Origin of the sequence: Affinundibacterium nitidum, from assembly GCF_014284155.1 — a bacterium.
GTDB classification, from domain to species: Bacteria; Pseudomonadota; Gammaproteobacteria; order Burkholderiales; family Burkholderiaceae_D; genus Undibacterium; species Undibacterium nitidum.
On sequence record NZ_JACOFZ010000001.1, the window covers coordinates 19,385 to 42,952 of the forward strand.

Annotated in this window: 22 protein-coding genes; 20 read left to right on the plus strand and 2 right to left on the minus strand. The window is 46.2% G+C overall.

Annotation, left to right across the window (positions count from 1 at the left end; translation table 11 throughout):
- The 20 genes from gspI (at position 1) to H8K36_RS00200 (ending at position 20,841) form a co-directional block, all read left to right on the plus strand.
- Positions 1–402, plus strand: a complete 402-nt coding sequence (gene gspI / locus H8K36_RS00105; protein WP_186915659.1) for a type II secretion system minor pseudopilin GspI — start codon at positions 1–3, stop codon at positions 400–402.
- The gene (locus H8K36_RS00110; RefSeq protein ID WP_186915658.1) at positions 392–1,048 is read left to right on the plus strand and encodes a PulJ/GspJ family protein; all 657 of its coding nucleotides are present in this window, start codon (positions 392–394) and stop codon (positions 1,046–1,048) included. The genes gspI and H8K36_RS00110 overlap by 11 nt, the downstream gene beginning before the upstream one ends.
- The gene (gene gspK / locus H8K36_RS00115; RefSeq protein ID WP_230404248.1) at positions 1,045–2,121 is read left to right on the plus strand and encodes a type II secretion system minor pseudopilin GspK; all 1,077 of its coding nucleotides are present in this window, start codon (positions 1,045–1,047) and stop codon (positions 2,119–2,121) included. The genes H8K36_RS00110 and gspK overlap by 4 nt, the downstream gene beginning before the upstream one ends.
- Before the next feature lie 44 nt (positions 2,122–2,165).
- Positions 2,166–3,440: a type II secretion system protein GspL gene (gspL, locus tag H8K36_RS00120; RefSeq protein WP_186915657.1), complete on the plus strand. Its 1,275-nt coding sequence runs from the start codon at positions 2,166–2,168 to the stop codon at positions 3,438–3,440.
- Complete coding sequence (gene gspM / locus H8K36_RS00125; protein WP_186915656.1) at positions 3,437–3,934, plus strand: type II secretion system protein GspM; 498 nt, start codon at positions 3,437–3,439, stop codon at positions 3,932–3,934. Before gspL ends, gspM begins: the two co-directional genes overlap by 4 nt.
- A gap of 3 nt (positions 3,935–3,937) precedes the next feature.
- Positions 3,938–4,729 carry a type II secretion system protein N gene (locus tag H8K36_RS00130; protein ID WP_186915655.1) on the plus strand — a complete coding sequence of 264 codons (792 nt, stop codon included), beginning with the start codon at positions 3,938–3,940 and terminating at the stop codon, positions 4,727–4,729.
- 10 nt (positions 4,730–4,739) lie between these two features.
- Positions 4,740–6,887: a type II secretion system secretin GspD gene (gspD, locus tag H8K36_RS00135; protein WP_230404249.1), complete on the plus strand. Its 2,148-nt coding sequence runs from the start codon at positions 4,740–4,742 to the stop codon at positions 6,885–6,887.
- A 14-nt stretch (positions 6,888–6,901) separates the two neighbouring features.
- On the plus strand, positions 6,902–8,332 hold the full coding sequence (gspE, locus tag H8K36_RS00140; RefSeq protein ID WP_186915654.1) for a type II secretion system ATPase GspE: 1,431 nt from the start codon (positions 6,902–6,904) through the stop codon (positions 8,330–8,332).
- 19 nt (positions 8,333–8,351) lie between these two features.
- Positions 8,352–9,572 (plus strand): type II secretion system inner membrane protein GspF, encoded by a 1,221-nt coding sequence (gene gspF, locus H8K36_RS00145; protein WP_186915653.1) that lies wholly within the window; start codon positions 8,352–8,354, stop codon positions 9,570–9,572.
- Between the two features lie 26 nt (positions 9,573–9,598).
- A complete protein-coding gene (locus H8K36_RS00150; protein ID WP_186915652.1) occupies positions 9,599–10,099 on the plus strand; it encodes a type II secretion system protein N in 501 nt (166 codons plus the stop codon).
- 38 nt (positions 10,100–10,137) lie between these two features.
- Positions 10,138–10,938 (plus strand): uracil-DNA glycosylase family protein, encoded by an 801-nt coding sequence (locus tag H8K36_RS00155; protein ID WP_230404250.1) that lies wholly within the window; start codon positions 10,138–10,140, stop codon positions 10,936–10,938.
- Between the two features lie 276 nt (positions 10,939–11,214).
- Positions 11,215–12,465 carry an HD-GYP domain-containing protein gene (locus H8K36_RS00160; protein ID WP_186915651.1) on the plus strand — a complete coding sequence of 417 codons (1,251 nt, stop codon included), beginning with the start codon at positions 11,215–11,217 and terminating at the stop codon, positions 12,463–12,465.
- Positions 12,466–12,557: 92 nt separating this feature from the next.
- Positions 12,558–13,304 carry a 5'/3'-nucleotidase SurE gene (surE, locus tag H8K36_RS00165; RefSeq protein ID WP_186915650.1) on the plus strand — a complete coding sequence of 249 codons (747 nt, stop codon included), beginning with the start codon at positions 12,558–12,560 and terminating at the stop codon, positions 13,302–13,304.
- On the plus strand, positions 13,301–14,191 hold the full coding sequence (locus H8K36_RS00170; protein ID WP_186915649.1) for a protein-L-isoaspartate(D-aspartate) O-methyltransferase: 891 nt from the start codon (positions 13,301–13,303) through the stop codon (positions 14,189–14,191). The genes surE and H8K36_RS00170 overlap by 4 nt, the downstream gene beginning before the upstream one ends.
- A 37-nt stretch (positions 14,192–14,228) precedes the next feature.
- Positions 14,229–15,167: a peptidoglycan DD-metalloendopeptidase family protein gene (locus H8K36_RS00175; protein ID WP_186915648.1), complete on the plus strand. Its 939-nt coding sequence runs from the start codon at positions 14,229–14,231 to the stop codon at positions 15,165–15,167.
- 58 nt (positions 15,168–15,225) lie between these two features.
- A complete protein-coding gene (gene rpoS / locus H8K36_RS00180) occupies positions 15,226–16,269 on the plus strand; it encodes an RNA polymerase sigma factor RpoS (protein ID WP_186915647.1) in 1,044 nt (347 codons plus the stop codon).
- Between the two features lie 127 nt (positions 16,270–16,396).
- Positions 16,397–17,731 (plus strand): 23S rRNA (uracil(1939)-C(5))-methyltransferase RlmD, encoded by a 1,335-nt coding sequence (gene rlmD, locus H8K36_RS00185; protein WP_186915646.1) that lies wholly within the window; start codon positions 16,397–16,399, stop codon positions 17,729–17,731.
- Between the two features lie 199 nt (positions 17,732–17,930).
- Positions 17,931–19,301, plus strand: coding sequence for a nucleotide 5'-monophosphate nucleosidase PpnN (gene ppnN / locus H8K36_RS00190; protein WP_222611087.1), 1,371 nt, complete (start codon positions 17,931–17,933; stop codon positions 19,299–19,301).
- A gap of 206 nt (positions 19,302–19,507) precedes the next feature.
- The gene (locus H8K36_RS00195) at positions 19,508–20,467 is read left to right on the plus strand and encodes a chemotaxis protein (RefSeq protein WP_186915645.1); all 960 of its coding nucleotides are present in this window, start codon (positions 19,508–19,510) and stop codon (positions 20,465–20,467) included.
- Between the two features lie 137 nt (positions 20,468–20,604).
- Positions 20,605–20,841 carry a hypothetical protein gene (locus tag H8K36_RS00200; RefSeq protein ID WP_329604192.1) on the plus strand — a complete coding sequence of 79 codons (237 nt, stop codon included), beginning with the start codon at positions 20,605–20,607 and terminating at the stop codon, positions 20,839–20,841.
- Between the two features lie 19 nt (positions 20,842–20,860).
- On the opposite strand, the gene H8K36_RS00205 is transcribed toward H8K36_RS00200, so the two are convergent.
- Together H8K36_RS00205 and H8K36_RS00210 are read right to left on the minus strand one after the other, a co-directional pair.
- Complete coding sequence (locus H8K36_RS00205; RefSeq protein WP_186915644.1) at positions 20,861–21,124, minus strand: hypothetical protein; 264 nt, start codon at positions 21,122–21,124, stop codon at positions 20,861–20,863.
- Between the two features lie 10 nt (positions 21,125–21,134).
- Positions 21,135–23,420 carry an OPT family oligopeptide transporter gene (locus tag H8K36_RS00210; RefSeq protein ID WP_186915643.1) on the minus strand — a complete coding sequence of 762 codons (2,286 nt, stop codon included), beginning with the start codon at positions 23,418–23,420 and terminating at the stop codon, positions 21,135–21,137.
- Positions 23,421–23,568 lie beyond the last annotated feature (148 nt).

A 23,568-nucleotide genomic window follows, 5' to 3' on the forward strand; every position in this document is an offset into this window, starting at 1 on the left:
ATGGCAACTTCAAGCAGTAATTTGATTCGGCGAACGCAAGCGCAGTTTGGTTTTACCCTGTTAGAGGTGCTGGTTGCTTTAGTCATTGTTGGCACTGTACTTGGGGCAAGTCTTCGAGCCGTAGCAAGTCTAGCTCAAAATAGTAGTGGATTGCGTGCGACTATGATGGCGAACTGGTCTGCGGAAAATAGACTTGCACAAATTCGTCTCGGACATGAATGGCCAGAGTTGGGGGAACGGAGTTTTCCCTGCCCACAGGGCGAGCTTGCTCTGCTATGTGAAGAACATGTCATTGGAACGCCTAACCCTTCTTTTCGACGTGTTGAGGTTTTGGTCTTTGAACCAAGTAACTTGCAACGACGTTTGGCAAAACTGACACAGGTGGTGCCAAATGCTCCATAGATCGCCCAGCAAAAACTCAGGCTTTACCTTGATTGAATTGCTCGTGGCTGTGGCGATTCTAGCGATCATAGCGGTAATGGGGTGGCGCGGCTTGGATAGCATCATTCGAGCTCGTGTTGGTTTGAATCAGGAATTAGAACACAGTCGAGGTGCTCAAATTAGCTTTGTGCAGTTGGAAAACGATTGCGCACATTTGGTGAGCGAGGCAATGCTGCCTCGTCGGGAAAACATTCGGGCTTTTGATCAACAATTGATCTTGATTCGAACCGTCTACGAAGACAATCAAGCGACCCGCCTGCAAGTTGTGGCTTATCGCATGAAGGATGGGATCTTTAGTCGACGTGAGTCAATTCCTACGCGTGAGTTGGCGATACTGGATAGCTACTGGCAGCGCGCGATCAGCGGTGTCGATGATATGCCAGTCGTAAATTTGCAAACGGACGTTTCGGCCTTTCAAATGCGCACTTGGAATTACGAAGAGAATACATGGCGTGTTGCCGGTACTGATATCGCTGTTCCTCAAGCGGCAGACCCCACGGGTAGACAGGGTAAAGGCGTCCCACGTAAGACAGGACTTGAGGTCATGATGCAGGTCAAAGGACAAGAGTTTCCCTTGATGAAGATTTTCCTCTTGGGGGCAGCATGATGCGTGCTAGTCACAGACGATTGCAAGCGGGGGTAGCGGTTGTTACTGCGCTCTTGCTAACGACATTGGCAATCACTATTGTCGCTAGTCTTTTTTGGCAGCAACAAGTGCAGGTACGTTCGATCGAAAACCAACGATATCAATTGCAGAAGAAGTGGGTTTTACGTGGCGCACTAGATTGGGCTAGTTTGATTTTGCGTGAGGACGCTCGAACGAGTAATGAGCTTGATCACCTTGGTGAGCCTTGGGCGGTGAGTTTGGGTGACACCCGACTCGATCAATATGTGGAAAATGGGAAGACAGAGGTTGAAGACAGCGATGCAACCTTGTCGGGTCAGATTAGCGATGCTCAAGCCAAATTTAATCTGACAAATTTGGCGACTGACGGCGTTGTTGATGAGCGCGAACTAATGGCTTTCGGGAAGTTGTTAAGTAATCTTAAGCTTGACTCTAGTTTGGCTGCAGCTGTGGCTATTCAGGTGGCACAAACTCAGGATAAAGTAATCAAGCCAGACAAGCCGACCGAAGGTGGTGGAGGAAATCCGTCGGGGCCAAGTATGCCAGCAAGCACACCTGTAGGTTCGCAGAGCGAATCTACAACGAAATCTGCAAGTGAAAAGGCTGATTCATCAGTTAATGTATCGATAACAGCGAATTCCGCAGTACAATTTCTAAAATTTAGTCAGGTAGAAGATCTATTGGCCGTTCCTGGTTTTTCGCCAGAAATGATTTTGCGCTTGAAAAACTTTGTGACTGTGCTCCCAGTTCGTACAAGCATTAACGTTAATACGACCACTGCTGAGGTACTTTCAGCGAGGCTTGAAAACGTCAGTATGACGGATGCTGCTCTCATGATCGCAACCCGTGATCGAAGTTTTTTCCGTGATTTTGCGCAATTCCAATTAAATTTTCCCGATAAGCTAAATGAGGCGGCGAAGAAGGACGTTTCTTTTTCTACGCATTATTTTGTCGTGAACGGCAAGGTCCGCCTTAATCGTTCGAACTTGGAAGTGAATTCGTTGATTGAGCGACTTGGTCAACGAACGCAAATTTTGTGGGTAAAAGAAAATTGAGTCTCGACGTAAGAACTCATTTAAGCAAAAGGGTGTAGAGGAACATGGCAAGTACGCTTTATATACAAATGCCTCCAAAATCGGTGGCTGATACCACCGTTGGCTGGCAAGATCATGCATTCCCATTTTGCTTGGCTTCTGCTGATAAACGGCCCATGCAACACGGTCGTCAGAATCTGAATGACCTCAAGGAATTAGCGCGTTCCGCAAATCAAACCATTCTTTTAGTGGCCTCATCGGATGTCAGTTTTTTTGACATTGAAGTGCCTCCGATGCCTATACAAAAACTACGTGCGGCGTTACCTAATTTATTGGAGGAGCAGCTATTAGTTGATCCGTCGGAATTGTTGTTTGTCTGCGGAAATCCTGTAAATTCCCGTTGTACGGTTGCGGTAGTCGGGCGCATCTGGACCGAGGCTTTGTTAGCAGCGGCTCAAGTGCTTGATGCACGAAAATTAAGCGCTTATCCATTGGCTCTTAGCTTGCCACAAGATCCAGATACCGCTTCGGTTGCGATTGAGCACGTGTTAGGCGCTGAAGATCAAATAATGCTTTCCGTTAAGCTCTCATCGCAGTCGTGTGCTGGTCTCACTCTCTCCTTGGGGCGAAGCGAGAGCGCTAATGTAGGTACTGCATTATCTTCAATCGGTCTATTTTGTCGTGGTCGAAATCTAAAGCTGTTTGTCGAGAATAGCATGCTGTTGCCAACACAAAAAGCAGTTGAGGCTAATTCTCTAGACGTAAATATCATCCAGGTTGAAGTTCTAGATTGGTCACATAAGATTGCGGCGGATTTGCCACCATTGCTTAATTTGTTTTCCTTATTAGTTCAGGAAAACCAAGCGTCATTTGATTGGCCGAAATGGCGTTGGACTGTGGCACTCACAGCTTGTATCGGATTAGTTTCAGTTTTTGGTCTCAATTTTGAGTGGTTTAGACTGAAGTCAGAGGCAAGCGCGCTCAATGGTTCGTTACTGGCAACCTATAAAAATCTTTTTCCTCAAGAAAATAGCTTGAGAGATCCTCTTTTGCAATTGCAACAAAAAATTGAGCAATCCAAGAGGATGGCAGGGCAGTCAACCGAAGAAGATTTTTTGGTAATGAGTGGTCAATTAGCGCAAGCATGGCAGACTGCTCATCCGCAAGGTATTCAGTTGGCTAATCTCGAATACAAAGATAGGAGTTTGATCGCGAAGCCAAAAAACGTCGGTGAGGTTCAAGTCGATAATTTGCGTTCGGCCTTGCGTGAATACAGCCTTAAACTTGAAGTTAAAGACGGCAATTATAAAATCTGGCGTGACGATGGGAGTGGCAAATGATTGCGCAAGAGTTGATCGAAGAGATAAAGAGTTCTTGGACAAAACGCGAATTGCGTGAAAGACGCATTCTTAGTTTTATCGGGTTAATTACCTTAGTGAGTATTGTTTATCTAGTTGGGGTTGAGCCCGCGCTTAGAAATCGAAGTAACTTAGAAAAAAGCATTCCACAACTCAAGCAGAATGCAGCAAAAATGACTGATCTCGCTGCTCAATACTCGGCATTGTCAAAGACTCTGTCTGAGGGGGTAGCTCCTATTTCAAGGGAGTTAATTGAGTCGACACTGGCGCGGCGCAATATCAAGACGCAGTCCCTTTCGGTTAGTAATGAGATTGTACGTTTTCAAGTGAATGTGGTGGCCTATTCAAATATGATGGAGTGGCTATTGGAAATGCAAAGAGTCGCTCGCCTAACTGTTGAAGAGATCAAGGTTACATCTTTAACGGAGCCAGGGCAGGTGAGTGTCGTGGTCACCTTGAAGCAACAGCGAGCGTAAGTTATGTGGCGTGAATTGTCGCTAAAGGCGCGCTTTTTTTTCGTTGTATTCGCTTGTTTGTGTATTTTGTTAACGGTGATAGCGTTTTTGCCTGCGAGTTGGCTGGGAAGTATTCTTGAGAAGCAAACGAATGGCCGGGTTAGTTTGGGAGATGTGCAAGGAAGTTTCTGGCAAGGATCAGCGTTTATCGGTGTTGCGGCAGACCAAAAAAGTGCGGTCACGGCTTTATTTCCTGGTCGCTTTAGTTGGAAAATTTCACCGAAGTTGTTATTGGGTCAGATTGATGTTGAGATCTCAAATAATGATGTACTGACGGCGCCTGTGCAAGTGAGTGGAAGTTTTACACAATGGCGTCTGAGTCCCGCGAGTTTGCGTTTGCCTCCTGAACGCCTCGAGGGCTTGGGTGCGCCATTAAACACAATTGGTCCGAGCGGGAAGATTTGGCTTCGTTGGGACGGAATTGAAATGACTCGAGTCGATGGACAGTTGCAAGTGACTGGTCGCGCGGAACTTGAGTTGAATGACATGGCATCTCGAGCATCGTTGATAAAGCCTTTAGGAAGTTATGTTTTAAGTTTTCAATTGATGGGACAGACCAGCAATATGGTGCTGACAACATCTCGAGGGCCAATGATGTTGGAAGGCAGTGGTTCGCTTTCAAATGGAAAATTTCAGTTTTCTGGGAAGGCGTATGCGCAGGTCGGGCAAGAAGAAAAATTAGCAAATCTCTTGAATTTGCTGGGGAGACGTCGCCAAGAGGGTGACAAACAAATAATCGCTTTAGAATATAGATGAGACGATAAGTATGAATAACGAGCGTAATCAAGTTGAAGGTGTTAAAGCAATGAATTCAAGCAAACAATGGCGCAAAATGGCTGCCCTCAGCACCTTAGCGAGTGCCCTTATGTTAGGAGGCGTGGTTTTGCAGAGCGCCGCGACCGCTCAAGAGTCGAGTCAAAATGCCGCAACTTTGAATTTTGTGAACGCCGATATTGAGTCTGTTGTAAAAGCGATTGGTCATTACACAGGCACCACATTTGTGATTGACCCAAGAGTAAAGGGGCAGCTCACATTGGTGTCGGAGAAACCCCTGAGTAAAGAACAAGCGTTTAAATTGTTGACCTCGAATTTGCGTATGCAAGGTTTTGCTGTTGTGACTTCTGATGGATTTTCAAAAGTTGTGCCAGAAGCAGATGCCAAATTGCAAGGTGGACCAACTCAAGCTAAAAGCGTGAAGGGCGATCAAATTGTCACGCAAGTTTTTAGAATTAATTATGAGGCGGCAAATAATATTGTTACGGCCTTGCGTCCCTTGATTTCCCCAAATAATGTGATCAACGTAACTCCTGGCAATAACTCAGTTGTTATCACGGATTATGCAGATAACATGCGTCGCATGGCTGAAGTGATTGCCTTGTTAGATGTGCCTGCTAACCCCGACCTTGAAATCATTCCGATTAAACACGCCATTGCAAGTGACATCGCCACAATGGCAACACGTTTGACAGAAGGGGGACAGGCAGCTGGTGACTCTGGTCGTACGGTCATTATGGCTGATTCACGAACAAATTCAGTGCTAGTGAAGGCACCTTCCGCAGCACGTAGTAATTTGGTGAAATCTCTAGTAGCTAAGCTCGATCAGCCCACCGATCTGCCAGGCAATGTTCACGTCGTCTACCTAAAAAATGCTGAGGCAGTGAAGTTGGCTTCCACGCTGCGTTCAATAATTACGGGTGAGGGCAGCTCAGCGAATGGTACTGGTCAAAGTGGCGGCGGACTCTCGACGCAAAGCGTTGGTGTCAACAATTTGGGGCAGCCTCAAGCCGGAAATAATTCTGCATTAAGCAGCACAGGCTCTAATTTGAGTTTGCCGATCAGTAGTTCAGCTAATGGCCAGTCGCAGGCGGGGGGCTCAGGCTTCATTCAAGCCGATCAAGCTACCAACACTTTAATCATTACTGCAAGTGATACGGTCTATCGGAATTTGAGAGCAGTCATTGATCAACTCGATGCGCGTCGCGCGCAGGTGTACATTGAAACTTTGATCGTTGAAGTTTCGAATGAAAAGGCCAGTGAGTTGGGTGTTGAATGGTTGGGAGCGACTGGCGATTCGAATAGCAAATATCGCTTAGGCGGTATTACTTCGTATCCTAGTGATACTGGTTTAGTGGCGCTTGGTGGCAATACAGCAGCCCAAGTCGGTGCGGTCACTGGAAAAGGTTTAACGGTAGGTCTCTTTAGACAGGTCGGTGGCCAATTAGGTCTTGGCGCTTTAGCACATGCTTTAGCGACGGATGGCAATACAAATGTTCTATCAGTTCCTAACTTAGTCACACTCGACAACGAAGAGGCGAGCATCGTTGATGGCAAGACTGTTGGCGTCGTCACTGGTCAATATACGTCGAATACAGGTAGTGCGGGGCAAAATCCTTTTCAGACTATCGAGCGAAAAGAAATTGGTATCAAGTTGAAGGTTAAACCGCAAATATCAGAAGGTGGAACGGTTCGTTTGGCAATCGCTCAGGAAGTTTCTAGTATAGGTCAGCCTGTGGCCGGTGGCGTAGGGATTACCACAATTGTTCGTTCAATCGCGACCAATGTTTTGGCGGAAGATGGGCAAATCATTGCGCTTGGTGGACTGATTCGTGACACGAACGATGATGCGGTTGAGAAAGTTAATTTCCTAGGTGATATTCCTATTATTGGTAACCTGTTTAAGTACAAAAAACGTACGAACGGAAAAGCGAATCTAATGGTGTTCTTGCGTCCTACGGTAATTCGCAGCGCGGAACAAAGTAGTAGTGTTTCTCTCGATCGTTACGATTACTTGAGGACACAGTATCTTCAGTCTTTAGATAAAGATACCAATGGCGATATGTTGAAATTGGAAAAAGGAAAACTGATTGTTCCGGCGGGTGCAGAACAACCAAAAAATAAACCAGAATCCAAATAAGGTAATACATTCGTATGTCAGAAAATCGATTATTACCATTTGCGTTTGCCCGAGATTTTTCTATTCTTGCGCATCGTCGTGATGATTTAGAGGGCGCACCAATCGAATTAAAGGTGTCAGATCAAACGCGTCAAGCCGCGATCCTTGAAGCGGGGCGCCGGTTTGGTCGCATTCAACTCGACCTTATGCCTCACGACGTTCTCCTTCAGGAAATCGCGCGTGCATATGCAGGCTCTGGTGGAGATGCTGCCGATGTCGTTGGTGAAGTCGAGTCCGACATGGACTTGGCGAAACTAATGCAAGACATGCCAGCGATAGAAGATCTTCTCGAGTCTGCAGACGACGCGCCAGTGATTCGTATGATTAATGCACTTCTCACGCAAGCTTTGCGCGAGGGAGCATCCGATATCCATATCGAACCTTTTGAGCAAATTTCCGTTGTTCGATTTCGAGTCGATGGTGCTTTGCGTGATGTGATTCGCCCTAAGAAAGCGATTCACGCCTCCTTAGTCTCCCGCATTAAAATTATGGCGCAATTGGACATTGCCGAGAAACGCCTGCCTCAAGATGGACGAATCACCCTTCGGATTGGTGGCAAACCTGTCGATGTTCGTGTATCAACGTTGCCGACCGGACATGGAGAGCGTGCTGTTTTACGTCTCCTAGATAAAGAAGCTGGTAAGCTCGATTTAACGCATCTGGGAATGAGCCCCGATGTGTTAGTGCAATTCGATCAGTTAATTGCGCAACCGCATGGTATTGTTTTGGTGACCGGGCCGACGGGCTCTGGCAAAACCACCACACTTTACGCTGCGCTGTCGCGTGTTAATGCGGGGACTACCAATATCCTTACCGTTGAAGATCCAATTGAGTATGAGCTAGCTGGGATTGGCCAGACACAAGTGAACGCGAAGATTGATATGACCTTCGCTAAAGCATTGCGGGCGATTTTGCGTCAAGATCCAGATGTCATCATGATTGGTGAGATTCGAGATTTAGAGACGGCGCAGATTGCGGTTCAAGCATCTCTCACTGGTCATTTAGTATTGGCGACCTTGCATACGAATGATTCTGCTGCAGCCGTTACTCGTTTGCTGGATATGGGAATTGAACCATTCCTGTTGTCGTCTTCGTTATTGGGTGTTGTCGCGCAACGCTTGGTACGTAAGTTATGCGGCCATTGCAAACAGAATGAAAATGGTACTTGGAAGGCTATCGGATGTGATCATTGTGGGCACACAGGATACCAAGGCCGGGTTGGTGTTTATGAGCTACTTCTCACCACGGAAGCAATTTCAGCACAAATTCATCATCAAGCCTCAGAAGCAGAGATTCGCACTGCCGCGCAAGGTGACGGTATGAAAACAATGCGCGAAGATGGGCAACGTTGGTTGGATGCAGGGGTGACGACCAAAGAAGAGCTTTTACGCGTAACTAAAGAATAGTTGGAAAGAGAAGACTACCGTGCCAGCATTTAGATATGAAGCCGTCGATTCCAACGGATCAACTAAGAAGGGTGTAATCACCGCGGATAGTGCACGTGCGGCACGTTCAGATCTACGCGACCAAAAGTTAGTGCCAGTACTCGTCGAGCAGATTGCAACTCAAAATGCCGATGGCAGCAATAAAGGGCGCGGTTTTTTTTCAGAGAAACTGTCGAATACCGAACTGGCCTTATTCACACGTCAGTTAGCAAGTCTCCTAGAAGCAGGCTTACCATTAGAGCAGGCTTTTTCTGCGTTGTTAGATCAGGCAGAGCGAGTTTATATTCGAGACTTGGTGGCTTCTATTCGTTCTGAGATCCTGGCTGGGTCAGCATTGTCGGACGCACTAAAACAACATCAAAATGATTTTGCAGATATTTATATCGCGTTGGTGGCGTCGGGCGAGCAGATTGGACAGTTGTCTAGAGTCTTATCACGCCTCGCCGACTACATCGAACGACGTAATGCATTGGTGCAGAAAGTTAAATTAGCCTTTACCTATCCTGCAATTGTGACCGTAGTTGCCTTCGCGATTGTCATTTTCTTGCTAACCTATGTGGTGCCACAGATTGTTTCTGTATTTGCAAATACAAAGCAAAAATTGCCTTTGCTAACTGTAATTATGTTGGCGATTTCTGATTTTGTAAGGGCTTATGGCTGGTTGGTCGCCATCGTTGTGATTGGGATTGGTTTTGCTTGCCGTCACGCGTTGAAGAATCCGAACATTAAACTGCGTTGGCATACTTGGCTTTTGGATGCCCCGATGTATGGAAAGTTCGAGCGTAGTCTAAATACCGCACGTTTCTCAAGTACTTTGTCGATCACTACAGGTTCTGGCGTGCCAATCTTAAAGGCATTGCAAACAAGCAAAGAGACTCTGTCCAACGTTGCTATGCGCCAGCAGGTTGAGGATGCGACGAACAGCGTGAGAGAAGGCGTTAGTTTGGCGCGATCTTTGTCGGCCCATAAGCATTTCCCCCCGATGCTCATTCACATGATTCGAGCAGGTGAAGTGACTGGAGAATTGCCAGCGATGCTAGAGAGGGCTGCATCTGCACAAGAGCAAGACCTCGAACGCCGAGCATTAACAATGGCAGGACTTTTGGAACCACTTTTGATCTTGGCGATGGGTGTGGTGGTGTTATTGATTGTATTGGCTGTGCTGATGCCAATCATTGAAATCAATCAGTTGGTTCGTTAGACGTATATTAAAAAAATGAGTAAAAAATGAAACGCCTTCCATTAATCGTAAATTTGCTTCTGACTCTTGCGTTGTGTTCTGTGCTTGCTTTTTGGGGATTGCGTTTGTTTACACCAAAACTTCGCCCTGTAGCGGCACCGGTCTCGGTTGCCAGCTACGAGCCTGGAGTTGGGCAATGGGGAACCTTGTTTGGTCAATCGGCAGTTGCCGAAGCTGCACCAAGCAGTTATCAAGTAAAAGGTGTGATCGTTGCTCCACGGGCCAACGATAGTGCAGCGATTATCGTTGTGGAAGGAAAGCCTACATTTACCATTGGGGTTGGAAAAACCTTGAGTCCTGGAGTTGTTTTGAGTGAAGTACATGTAGACCATGTCATTGTGACCGAGGCAGGATTACCTAGGCGAATTGATTTGCCACCACCACCGCCCGCTGCTGCGGGCTTAAACGCAGTGACAAATGCCGGTAATAATTTAAATCAACCTGCTGCTCCTGTTTCGCAACCAATTCCACCTACTCAATCAAATTAATCTATTTTTGAATTTTGAGACCTACTGGAGGGGCTTTTTTGGCTACCTACCCCGATGACTTTGAGCCTATGCTCGAATCAGCACATTCAAGTTGGCGAGCGATTTTGCGAGAGGGACTGCAGGCGATCGAGCAGCAATCTCCCAATTATCTTACGGATCTAATTGCAACGGGCTTTTTGCCGAGGCAAACAAGTCTGTTTGCCGCTTTCTCGCAACCACTTCAACGCGTTAGTTACGTTCTCGTGGGAGAAGGCCCTTATCCTCGCTCGGAGAGTGCCAATGGCTATTGTTTTATGGATGGCGCAGTGAATAGCCTTTGGTCTAGTGATACAAAGTTTGGATTAAGTAAGCAGGTGAATCGTGCGACGTCCTTACGCAACTTCATGAAGATGCTGTTTGTGGCGGAAAATCATATTGGCCTATCCGATTTGGATTCAAACTCAATTGCAGAGTTTGTTCGGAAGGCGAGGTCAGATTCTTCGCCTTATATTCAGACGATGGCAGATCTTCAAACAAACTTTCTGCAGCGTGGCTTCTTGCTATTAAACGCCTCGCTCGTTTTTCGCTCTGATGTGGCTCCTGCTAAAGATGCAAAAGCTTGGTCTCCTTTTCTTAATGTTATTTTTCAGAGCCTGTCTCAAGAGTCTGGGCCTCAACAAAAAATTAAAATCATTTTATGGGGGAAAATTGCGGATCGTTTGCTTGCTTTGAAAAGCGTTCAAGCTCCGACAAACCTATCATTTGTGAGGGCTGAGCACCCTTATAATCTCAGTTTCATTTCAAATCCGGAGATGCATTCGTTGTTTCAGCCACTTCAGCTGCTTTCATTGCCTCATTGAATTAAGTAAAAGTTAAGTGCAAGCCTCTAAATCTTTGCGGCTTCTTTCATTCTCACTCGTTGCGTAACTTCGTTGTTGTTTTTGTGCGATGTCCAAGCCAGCATCTGTAGTCGTCATGAAAAATTTGCCTCAAATCAACAAAAAATCTGTGGGTTTACATGCCCGAACACCAACTCTACTGTAGAATATTTCCACTAGGATCATTTGCTTAGGAAACGGTCAGAAACCATTCTCCGAGATGGTTTAGTAATAGTTAAGATCTTTTGATTACCAATTATGATTAAGAAAATCAGCTTCGAACAGATCCGAAAAGGGATGTATATCCATGAACTTTGTGCTTCGTGGATGAGTTCACCTTTTTGGCAAAAATCGTTTCTGATCGAAAATCAAGCTACGATAGATAAGATTCGCAAAGCGGGTATTCAAGAAGCATGGATCGACACGACCAAAGGTTGCGACGTCCTCGTTGTAGCTGAAAACATTGTAGTTGCCGAGGTTGATCCTGAGCCAGAAGTTGAAGTCTTCGCAGAACCCGAACCACGTGTTCCTTATGACACCATCACTCCAATTTCCATGGACGCTGAGATGGGGCGGGCTGCACAAATTGTCGGTAAGTCAAAGACTGCTGTGTTCTCGATGTTTACTGAAGCTCGAATGGGTAAGGCAATCGAAGCGGAGCAAGCGATGCCTTTGGTTGAGGAAATCGCTAATTCGGTCATGAGAAACCCTGGCGCTTTAATTGGCTTGGCGAGACTCAAAACTGCGGATGACTACACTTATATGCATTCAGTTGCAGTGTGTGCTTTGATGATTGCCTTGGCTCGTCAACTTAAACTCAGTGACAATGAAACTCGTGAAGCAGGATTAGCCGGACTTTTGCACGACATCGGCAAGATGGCTGTGCCATCCGACATTCTGAATAAACCTGGTAAGTTGACGGATGAAGAATTTGTGTCAATTAAGGAACATCCAGGCGCAGGCTATGAAATGCTTTTGGAAGCAAAGGGCGTAGGCCAGATTGCGCTTGATGTTTGTTTGCACCACCACGAAAAGATGGATGGAACAGGATATCCTAAAGGCTTGAAGGGCGACCAGATTAGCCTGTATGCAAAAATGGGGGCGGTGTGTGACGTTTATGATGCTATTACATCCAATCGTCCCTATAAGGCAGGCTGGTGTCCTGCCGAATCTTTGAAAAAAATGTCTGAGTGGGCCCGTGGCCATTTTGACGAAACCGTGTTTCAAGCATTCGTAAGAAGTATTGGCATTTATCCAGTCGGGACGCTTGTCAAATTGCAGTCTGGGCGGCTTGGTGTGGTTGTTGAGCAGCAGATGGGGAAATCGTTACTCTTACCAAAAGTAAGGGCGTTCTTTTCTACCCAATCAATGGCTTATATTTCCCCGGTGCTGTTGGATCTAAGTGCGCCGGGTAATCGAGATAAAATTGTTTCTCGTGAGGATGCTATTACTTGGGGGTTGAAGGAAATTGATCGCTTTTGGCTTGGTGATGCCGCAGGTCCTCAGTAGCTTGCAGTTGGATATATTTCACCACTATTTTCGACCTGAAATAAATTTCTTGTCCGATGAAAATCATGGAATGCATCGGTTAAAATGCTTCTATGAAAATTTTGATCAGTAATGACGACGGATATCAAGCACCAGGCATTCATGCTTTAGCTGAAGCGCTACGCACTATTGCCGACATCACGGTGGTAGCGCCGGAATGCAATCGCTCTGGAACTTCCAATGCACTAACTCTTGATCGGGCGCTTCGTCTGCATCAATCCGATAATGGATATTATTTTGTCGACGGAACGCCGACTGATTGTGTTCATATTGCGCTCACAGCCTTAATGGATTCGCCTCCAGATTTGATCGTCTCCGGTATTAATCAAGGTCAGAACATGGGTGATGACACACTCTATTCAGGTACCGTTGCTGCCGCCACTGAAGCTTATTTGTTCGGAATTCCAGCGATCGCATTTTCTCAAGTTGATAAGGGGTGGCAGAACCTCGAAAGTGCGGCTAAGTTTGCTCGCTCGTTGGTCTTGAACGGACTTCCAGGTCTACCGAAACCTTATTTGCTCAATGTGAATATTCCCAATCTTCCAGAGCACGAGTTGAAAGGTACTCGGCTCGCCCGTCTTGGGAAGCGACATGTTTCCGAGCCAGTTATTCGAGAGCTTGATGCAGATGGTAAGCCTCGCTATTGGATTGGACCCCCAGGTGCTGCGAAAGATGCTGGAGAGGGTACCGACTTTTTTTATACTTCGCAGGGTTATGTAACGCTAACACCATTACAAATTGATCTTACGAATTACCGTCAATTGCAAGTTCTTGAACAATTGGAATTAGGATCGCTATGAGTGACAAAGAGCGCCGATTTCCATTAAGTTTGTCTTCAGTTGTGGACTCTACTAAGAACTCCCGTTCTGTCAAAGTAGCAATGCCACAAACTGCGGTGCAGAATGCAGCAAACCATCAGAAAAGCTCGCTCAAATCTTCGTCGGAGAAAACGACGTTTTTTGGTGGCACGAAGACAGCTCAGGCAAAGGTAGTAGACAAACCGGTGCCCAATGTTGGCGGTGAACAAACCAGTTCGAGGTCTAATTCAAGCTTTATGGTGTCGGACAGGATTCGTCAAGCAATGGTTGCACGCGTCGCTCAACAAGGTGTGAAAGATGCTCTGGTGTTAGCTTCAATGGAAGCGATTCCTCGCCATCTTTTTATTGAGTCTGGGTTGTCGGGACAAGCTTATATCGATGCTTCACTTCCAATCGGTCATCATCAAACAATTTCTCAGCCATACATTGTGGCGCGAATGATAGAGATTATGCGAAATGGGAAAGTGCTCGATAAAGTTTTAGAAATTGGTACCGGCTGCGGTTATCAAGCGGCCGTGCTGTCGCTCGTCGCAAAAGATGTGTATTCGATTGAACGCATTAAGGCCTTACACGAATTGGCGAAAGAAAATTTGCGCCCGATGAGAATTGCCAACATTCGTCTGCATTATGGGGATGGCATGCTAGGATTGCCACAAGTGGCGCCATTTGACGGTATTATATTGGCTGCAGCAGGCATGGAAGTGCCTCAAGCATTACTCGAACAACTTGCGGTTGGGGGGCGGCTTATAGCGCCGGTCGGTGGCCGAAATCAGGTACTGCAATTAATTGAAAGATTGAGCGCAAAAGAGTGGCGAAGTTCGGTTTTAGAGCAATGCCATTTTGTACCTCTGCATCAAGGTGTAATTTAGGTTGTGTAGACCCTGTCGTAATTTAAAGAAGTTGAACATGATAAACCGAAATTTGAATGCGAAAGACAATGTGTTTAGAATTGGACTAGTATCTCTCCTATTCTTGTTATCCGCATGTGCAAGCAGCTTGCATCAAGCACCAGTGGTGGAACGAAGTCATGAAACGGTAAAAGAGGAGCGGAATCCTGCCCCCGAAACGCCGACCGTGAAACCAGTGGTCGACAATCGACCAACGTACACAGTAAAGCGTGGCGATACTCTGTTGCGTATCGCGTTTGATTTAGGTCTCAATTATCGTGATATCGTCGCTTGGAATAGCTTGAGCAATCCAAACGATATTAAGGTCGACCAAGTTCTGTTCGTGGGGCCGCCTGATTCAAGTGGAGTTGCCAAGGCTACGCCAATCAACCCTAACCAAAACGTCGAAGTAAGAAATTTGACGCCAATAAATCCATCGACCAATAAGACCTCACCACGTGGTGACAAAAAGGCGTATTCAGAGACTGCACTTGCAGAAATGCAAAAAGCAGATTCAGGTCCTAGCACGCCAATTCAGACGGCCAAGGTCGAGACGCCAGCAGTAAAACCCGTAGAGAAAGTTGTCACAGAAACGATTGAGTGGATGTGGCCAACTGAAGGGAAAGCATTGTCGACGTTTGATGAGCAGCGTGGAAAAGGTATTGATATCTCAGGTAAGTTGGGACAAGACGTGTTTGCAGTAGCCCCTGGTAAAGTAATTTATGAGGGCAATGCAATGCGTGGATATGGCAATATCATCATCGTCAAACATGCCAACAATTACTTGTCTGCTTATGCGCATAACAAAACGAATTTAGTAAAAGAAGGCCAGCCTGTCGCCCGAGGACAAAAAATTGCGGAGATGGGGAATACTGATGCTGAAAGTGTGAAATTGCATTTTGAAATTCGTCAGACTGGCAAGCCTGTGGACCCGCTCAAGCTACTGCCTCAACGGTAAAGCGCAATTTTTTGTTTAAGTGGGTGTCAACCAATCTGTTTGATTTACTAACTAAACTATGTCAAAAAAATCGAAGCATGAGTCATCCGTCTTAGATGAAATCGTTCAGCCAAATGATGGGCGCAACGACTTGCGAAGTGAGGCCGCATCCATTGAAGATGAACTTGATGACGAAGCGGAATTAGATGCATCAGAAGAGGCGGTTGATGCTCCGGCTGTTGCATTGGCACCGATAGATGAAATTAAAAACATTTTGGCGGCAGAGTTATCAACCGATACTACCCAGCACTATCTGAATCAAATCGGCACTCGGCCACTATTTGTGGCGGCCGAAGAATTGCATTATGCAACCTTGGCAAAGCAAGGTGATTTTGCAGCACGTCAAAAAATGATCGAGCACAACTTGCGTTTGGTCGTTTCTATCGCCAAGCATTATATTAATCGCGGGGTTGCCTTACTCGACATGATCGAGGAAGGAAATCTCGGCCTCATGCATGCGATAGATAAATTTGAGCCTGAGCGCGGATTCAGATTTTCGACCTATGCCACATGGTGGATACGTCAAAGTATCGAGCGGGCGATCATGAATCAGGCTAGAACCATCCGCTTACCGGTGCATGTGGTCCGTGAACTCAATCAAATTTTGCGTGCAAAGTATCATCTCGAGTCTCAACAGCATGATGGCAAAGACGCGACAGTGGACGATATCGCCCATTTGGTTAGCAGGCCTATTGACGAAGTGCAGGATATTCTTGCGTTGTCTGAACATGCGATGTCGTTAGATACCCCACTCGACGGCGATCCTCAAAGTAGTTTGCTTGACATGTTGCCTGGTGATAGTGACCATGCCCCTGATACCCAAGCAGAACACCATGAAGTGACCGTGCTCGTGAGAGATTGGCTCTCAAAGCTGCCCGAAAAACAGAGGATCGTCATCATGCGCCGTTTCGGTCTGGATAACGATGATCCTGTGACCCTAGAAACTTTGGCGGATGAAATGGGTATTACCCGCGAACGGGTACGTCAAATTCAACAGGAAGCATTGATTAAGTTGAAACGTACCTTTATCTCCCGTGGTGTAGGGCGCGACGCCTTACTCTGATTGCTTCAAGCGACCGCGTGGTCGACAGGTTTTAGGCATTAAGCCTGTATAATGTCGGCTTATTTACTCCTGCTTTCTGGGAAAAACGTCTCTCGGCGCCTTTTTGCGCGTCGCTCCTTTGATTATCATGAATACAATTAATATCCGTTCTTTAGACATGGACGCGCGTGGCGTCGGGCATTTGGAAAATGAAGATGGCACCCCAGGAAAAGTCATTTTCGTCGAGGGTGCTTTACCGGGTGAAACGGTTGGCTTTAATCCTTACAAGAAAAAAGCCAGTTGGGAAGCAGCGACCATGGGCGCATTGGTAAAAGAATCTTCACAGCGTATCAAACCGAAATGCCCTCACTTTGGTGTGTGTGGTGGATGTTCTATGCAACATCTTGAGCCAAATGCCCAAGTCGCAATGAAGCAGCGTGTCTTAGAGGATAACTTAGGGCACATCGGCAAAGTAAAACCTGAAATGGTGATGCGACCCATTTATGGTCCAACTTGGGGTTATCGTTATCGCGCCCGTTTGTCGGTGCGGAATGTGCACAAGAAAGGCATCGTTCTCGTTGGTTTTCATGAGAAAAAATCGCGATACGTGGCCAATATGGAGACCTGCGAGATCTTGCCTCCGCATATATCGGCGATGCTCATGCCGTTGCGTGATTTGATTTCTTCGTTGACGATTATCGAAGCTATGCCGCAGATCGAATTGGCCATAGGCGAAGGGGTGACGGCAATGGTGCTGCGGATCATGCAGCCATTGGGTGATGGCGATGCTGAAAAACTAAAGTCTTTCGCTGATCAACATCAAGTGCAATGGTGGTTGCAAACTGCCGGGCCAGATAGTGCTGAACCTTATTATCCAGCGATTTCAGATCTGCATTATTCGCTACCAGAATTTGGTGTGAAAATGCCGTTTAAACCGACTGATTTTACTCAAGTCAATCATCATATTAATCGGGTATTAGTTGCTCGCGCTTTAGGCCTTCTTGATGTTCAAAAAGATGAGCGTATTCTCGATCTCTTCTGTGGTCTTGGAAATTTTACTTTGCCGATCGCAACTCAAGCACGTGAAGTAGTTGGGATTGAGGGAAGTACTGCTTTAACGGAGCGCGCTTTGGAGAATGCGAAAGCGAATGGTCTAGATCACAAAACCTCTTTTGCGACTCGCAATTTGTTTGAGGCAAAAGCCGAAGACTTCGTCGCTTTAGGTAAGTTTGATCGTTTTTTAATTGACCCACCTCGAGATGGTGCAATGGCGGTATGCCAAGCTTTAATTGACTTGGGTAAATTGGCGCCAGAACTTCGTCCAAAGCGTATAGTGTACGTCTCTTGTAGCCCATCTACATTGGCGCGCGATGCGGGTATGCTGGTCAACGAGGCGGGTTATATTATGTCGAAAGCGGGTGTGGTGAATATGTTTCCACATACCTCCCATGTGGAATCGATGGCAGTATTTAATCTACCTTGAAAATTATGTGGTAGTATGTAATTCAACAGCCGGCTCTCGAAGCCGGCTTTTTTTTGGGGAGTGCGATTTCGTATAAACATGATTGCGCATTTGTTGTAAGCGTGACATATCTCTCCTGTTGTCAGCTTGCAAGATTTGAATTGAGCGCGGATACTCAAATTGCAAGTGAAAGAGAAAATAAGATAAAGGAAAAAAATATATGGAATATGAAGTAATTGACACAGAAATTGCACCAGAAGGACGTTTGGAAGTTCTGTCAAAAGCCGAAGTAGCAAGATTATGGGATACCAGCCATAGTGGCTTGTATCAACTGTTTAGAAATTGTGCGTTAGCGGTATTGAATTGCGGTAGCGGCCTGGATGATGGCAAAGAGTTGTTGGAACGTTATAAGAGTTTTGAAATCAGCATTATTCAACGTGAGCGTGGCATCAAGCTTTTTGTAAAAGGGGCACCAGCCAGCGCATTTGTGGATGGTGTGATGATCAAAGGTATTCAAGAACATTTATTCGCAGTGTTGCGAGACATCTTGTTTATCGATGGCGAAGTCTTAAAGAATTCGCAGATCGACCTGAACACGACAGAAGGTATTACTGATGCGGTATTCCACATCCTACGTAATGCGAATATCTTACAACCACAAATTAGTCCAAATTTGGTGGTGTGCTGGGGTGGTCACTCAATCTCTGGTGTCGAATATGATTACACCAAAGAAGTCGGTTATCAATTAGGTCTGCGTGGTCTCGATATTTGTACTGGCTGCGGCCCTGGCGCAATGAAAGGCCCAATGAAAGGCGCCACGATCGCCCATGCAAAACAACGTATTCCTCGCGGACGCTATCTTGGCTTGTCCGAGCCAGGCATTATCGCTGCGGAAGCGCCGAATCCAATCGTCAATGATTTGGTGATTTTGCCCGATATCGAGAAGCGTCTGGAGGCGTTTGTTCGTGTTGCTCATTCGATTATCGTGTTCCCAGGTGGTGCGGGTACTGCAGAAGAAATTCTCTACTTATTAGGAATTTTGTTGCATCCAGAAAATGAGAACTTGCCTTTCCCAGTGGTGTTCACAGGTCCTGCTAGTGCAGCCGCATATTTTGAACAAATCGATCAGTTTATCGCAGCGACCTTAGGCGAGAAAGCACGTTCAAAATACCAAATCATTATTGATGATCCGGTCAAAGTAGCGAAGGTCATGCAAGAAGGTATCAAAGAAGTGCGTGCCTATCGTAAGAGCCATGGTGATGCGTATTACTTCAACTGGATGCTGAAAATTGACGAGGAGTTCCAACGTCCATTTTTGCCGACTCATGAAAATATGCGCTCACTCGCTTTACACAAAAATCAAGAAGCTCACTTGTTGGCTGCCAACCTACGCCGAGCCTTCTCAGGTGTGGTGGCGGGTAATGTGAAAGATCAGGGTATTCGTGCGATCGAGAAGCATGGTCACTTTGAAATTGTAGGTGATGCTGAGATCATGCACTCGATGGATGCCTTGCTTCATTCTTTTGTGACTCAATCACGAATGAAATTGCCGGGTAAGGCCTATGTTCCTTGTTATAAAGTGATTAAGTAAATCTTCGGTTCTTGAGTAATTTTTTCCTCGAAACACGAATAAAACCCAACTGCTGTGACAATTTTGTCGCGTAGATTGAAAAAGATAAATATTTCAGATGGGAAAGTAGTGTTTCCTGGAAAAAAAGTAGCATAATAAGAAAACGGTGCAATTTTAGATTGTAAGTTCTTCCTTGACCGTCTCACTAACCTATAAGGATGATAGACATGAGTACTGTACAACACGAAGTTGATGAACGTACCAATTTGATTTCCTCGAATAAGTTCGAGCTATTGTTGTTCAGACTTGGCGTTGATACCGTGAATGATCGTTCAGAATTGTTTGGGATCAATGTTTTCAAAGTTCGTGAAATCGTCGCTATGCCTGAGATCACGGCCGTCGCTGGTGCTTTACCGCACAACCTAGGTGTAGTGAACCTGCGTGGGCAAATTATCCCCGTAATTGATCTTCCTTCTGTTGTCGGACGTACGCCTAAGTCTGGCTTGAACATCATGCTTGTCACCGAGTTCGCACGTTCGACACAAGGCTTTGCAGTTGAGTCTGTGGAAGAAATTGTACGGCTTGATTGGAGTCATGTGTTGTCAGCGGAATCTAGTGCTGCTGGTGGCGGTTTGGTTACAAGTATTGCGCGTCTAGATGGTGATGCTGAAGATACACGTTTAGCGCAAGTGCTCGACGTTGAGCAAATCCTGCGTCAAATTGCGCCTAAGGGTAATAAAGATGTTGACTCTGAAACGATTGGGGCGAAGTTAAGGATGAAGCCAGGGTCCGTAATTATGGCTGCTGATGATTCCGCAGTTGCACGTGGCCTGATTGGTCAAGCTCTCGACGCCATTGGTGCACCTTATATCATGTCTAAAACAGGTAAGGAGTGCTGGGATAAATTACAGGCCATGCAGGCTACAGCCGTGGCTGAAGGTAAGAGTTTGAAAGACAAAGTGGCTTTGGTGTTGACTGACTTGGAAATGCCAGAAATGGATGGCTTTACTTTGACGCGGAATATCAAGCAAGATGATCGCTTTAAAGATCTGCCGGTCATTATTCATTCTTCTTTGTCCGGTACAACGAATGAAGATCACGTGCGTAGTGTCGGTGCCGACGCTTATGTCGCCAAGTTCGTTGCTGAGGAATTGGCTGCAACGATTCGAGAAGTTATCGTCAATTAAGATTGCATCGTTTCATGTGTACTAACAGAGAGGCGCTTCATTGAAGCGCCTTTTTATTTCTCCACTAGGTGCGATTTCAGCGTAAGATGCGCGCCTTACGTCGTTTTACATGATTCAGTTTTTAGAAGGGAAGCAAAATGGAAAAGTTTATGACCTATGAAGAATATCTTGATGAGGTGACGACTTTACTGACAGAGATGTATAAGCTCAATGATGAAGCAGCTATTAAATATGTAATGCGTGCGCAGGCAGCCGAATACTTCAGTCCTCATGACGATCATGAAGAAATGCGTACCTTAGATCGTGCTATGAAAGATGCGAAAATTGTGTACGAGACGCGCAATAAATCACGCCCCGAAATCTATAAAAAATAAAGAGATGCCAGGAAGGGGATTAAACTTTCTCCATGTCTTCACTATCAAGCCCGATAACGTGGGTTTGTAATTGACCACGTTCGTCGTGCCACTCCCGCATCACGCATGCAGCGCCTTCTTCAATTGCAACGACTTTGAAGAAATTCCCTATCATTGATTCGATCAAAATCCGCTCATCTTCGGGAAAAGTCTTGATAAACTTTTTGTCGAGCGTAATTACTCGCACGATATCTCCAACCAACACTGGCTGATTTTTACAATCGATCGCTTGTTCTTCTGACATAGTGAGTTCTTTAAGGTGTGGTTGCCGTGGATCTTTCACGGCCAATCCAAAATAAAATAGCGCAAATCAATGCGAACGGCAGCAATGATAACAGGTCTGCCTTGGCACCTTCAAAGAAAGGGTTGTTGGCAGTCGCCCAGTTAGTGATGTTGCGGTCAAAATCGGTCATAATGCCAGCGCTAAAGGCGATGATAATGCCGGCCAAAGCACCTCCCGCGATATAACCTGAAGATAGCAGTACGCCCTCGCTGCGGTCTCCTGCTGCTTGCATTTGCTCTTCATTAAGCCCTTTGTATTTCTCGAGCTTAGCGTTACGTCGATCGACAAACCAGCGCACCATGCCACCGATGAAGAGGGGCGCGGAGGAGGCCAACGGAAGATAAACACCGACCGCAAAAGCCAGCGATGGAATGCCAGACATTTCCAATGTTAGCGCAATAATGACACCGAATAAAACGAGTGCCCATGGCAACTCGCCGTCAAGGATGCCTTTAATGATGTATGAAATCAAAACTGCTTTTGGTGCGTCATACTTCTTTACTTCTGAGCCGTCTGGGCGTTTGCTGTGGGTGCCGTTAATACCTGGATCAACTAAATAAATAGCATTACCTTGTTGATCAACCAAGTATTTTCCAGCAGGCGCACCATGGCCATCACTCTTTTGCCAAACTAGATAGCTCTGCTGATCTTGCTCGGCTTGTGGACCGCTGAGCTGCATTTTTTCATGCAGTTCCTTAACGTCGGTATGGAGGCCTGGCGCGACTTGTGCGATCGGCACATACACTGTGCTGGCTTCATTGAGCTTTAATAGAATCGGTCCTAGTAAAAGTGCAGAGCAGAAAGCGCCGATCAAGATTGCATACTGTTGGTATTTGGGCGTCGAGCCAACTAAGTATCCTGTCTTGAGATCTTGTGATGTACATCCGGCAACGCTGGAGGCGATACATACTATGGCGCCGACGGACAATGCTGTCACATAATACTGACCACCAACCCATCCCATTAATAGAAAAATGAGGCATGTGAACAGAAGGGTCGCGACGGTCATCCCTGAAATTGGGTTTGAAGATTGACCAATTTGTCCGGTTAGTTGCGATGAAACTGTCGCAAAAAGGAAGCCGAAGACTAGGATTAAAAGCGCTCCAAGCAAATTCATGTGGAGAGGTGTCGCGACAGTTATTATGGCAACAATCGCCAATGATCCTATCACTACCCATTTCATATGAATACTGCGATCTGTGCTGTGGACTTGTTGATGATCATTAACGGTTTTCGCACCCGTTTTTCCGAAGCCAGACAAACCTGCAGAAAGACTGCGCCAAATTAATGGTAATGCTCGAGCCAAGCTAATTAGGCCACCGGTGGCGACGGCACCTGCACCGATGTATAAAACGTAAGCGCCACGAATCTCATTGGGGCTCATTTCGCTAATTAACTTTGTTGCAGGTGCCAGCGGCGTCAACAGCCCATCACCAAAGAATTTGATCAGGGGAATTAAGAGCATATACGACATCACGCCACCCGCTGCCATGATGGCAGCAATTCGCGGGCCTATGATATAGCCTACACCTAGTAGTTCAGGTGATATTTCTGATCCTATAGAGCCACCTTTGAGTGGAGCCGAAAATACGAAGTCGACCGTATCCTTCCATCCTTTCAAGGCAATATTGAATACCTTATAGATCAAACCAATGAAGAATCCACCGAATATAATTTTGGCACGTCGACTTGCATCAGCTTGCGCATTGGGATTGCTTGACTCGCCAGCTGCCGCACGTGATTCATCATTGGCTGCTGCCTTCAATACTTCAGCGCATGCAGTTCCTTCCGGATATTTTAACTCGTGATGTTTTTCGACAATCATGGTGCGTCGCATTGGGATCATCAACAAGATCCCAAGTAAACCTCCTAACACCGCTACTAACATGACGCGATAGATCTCAAGATCAAAACCCAAGATCAAAATCGCTGGCATGGTTACCCCTAAACCAAAGGCCAGTGACTCACCTGCAGAGCCCGCTGTTTGTGCAATACTATTTTCGAGAATACTAGAATCTTTGCCACCCAGTTTGTGGGTGAGACGGAAGAGGGTAATGGCAATGACGGCGACCGGGATCGATGCACTCACCGTCAAGCCAACCTTGAGAACTAGATAGAGTGACGATGCGCCAAAAACCATTCCTAAAATGGTGCCCATCAATAAAGCACGCAGCGTAAATTCTGGTAGCGATGAATTGGCGGGAATATAGGGGTGAAATGGGGTGTTGGCTGAATTTGTTTCGTGACCTGCAGGCATATTGACCTCAGTTGTGTCGCATTATTATGGTTTTTTACGACGCGCAGGATCAGTTCAGCGCATCAATTACATTATCGCGGGTTTTAGCCGGAAAGTGCAAATATTGCATGTTTGCTTCATTTCCCAATTCAGCTGATCAAAAAATCTG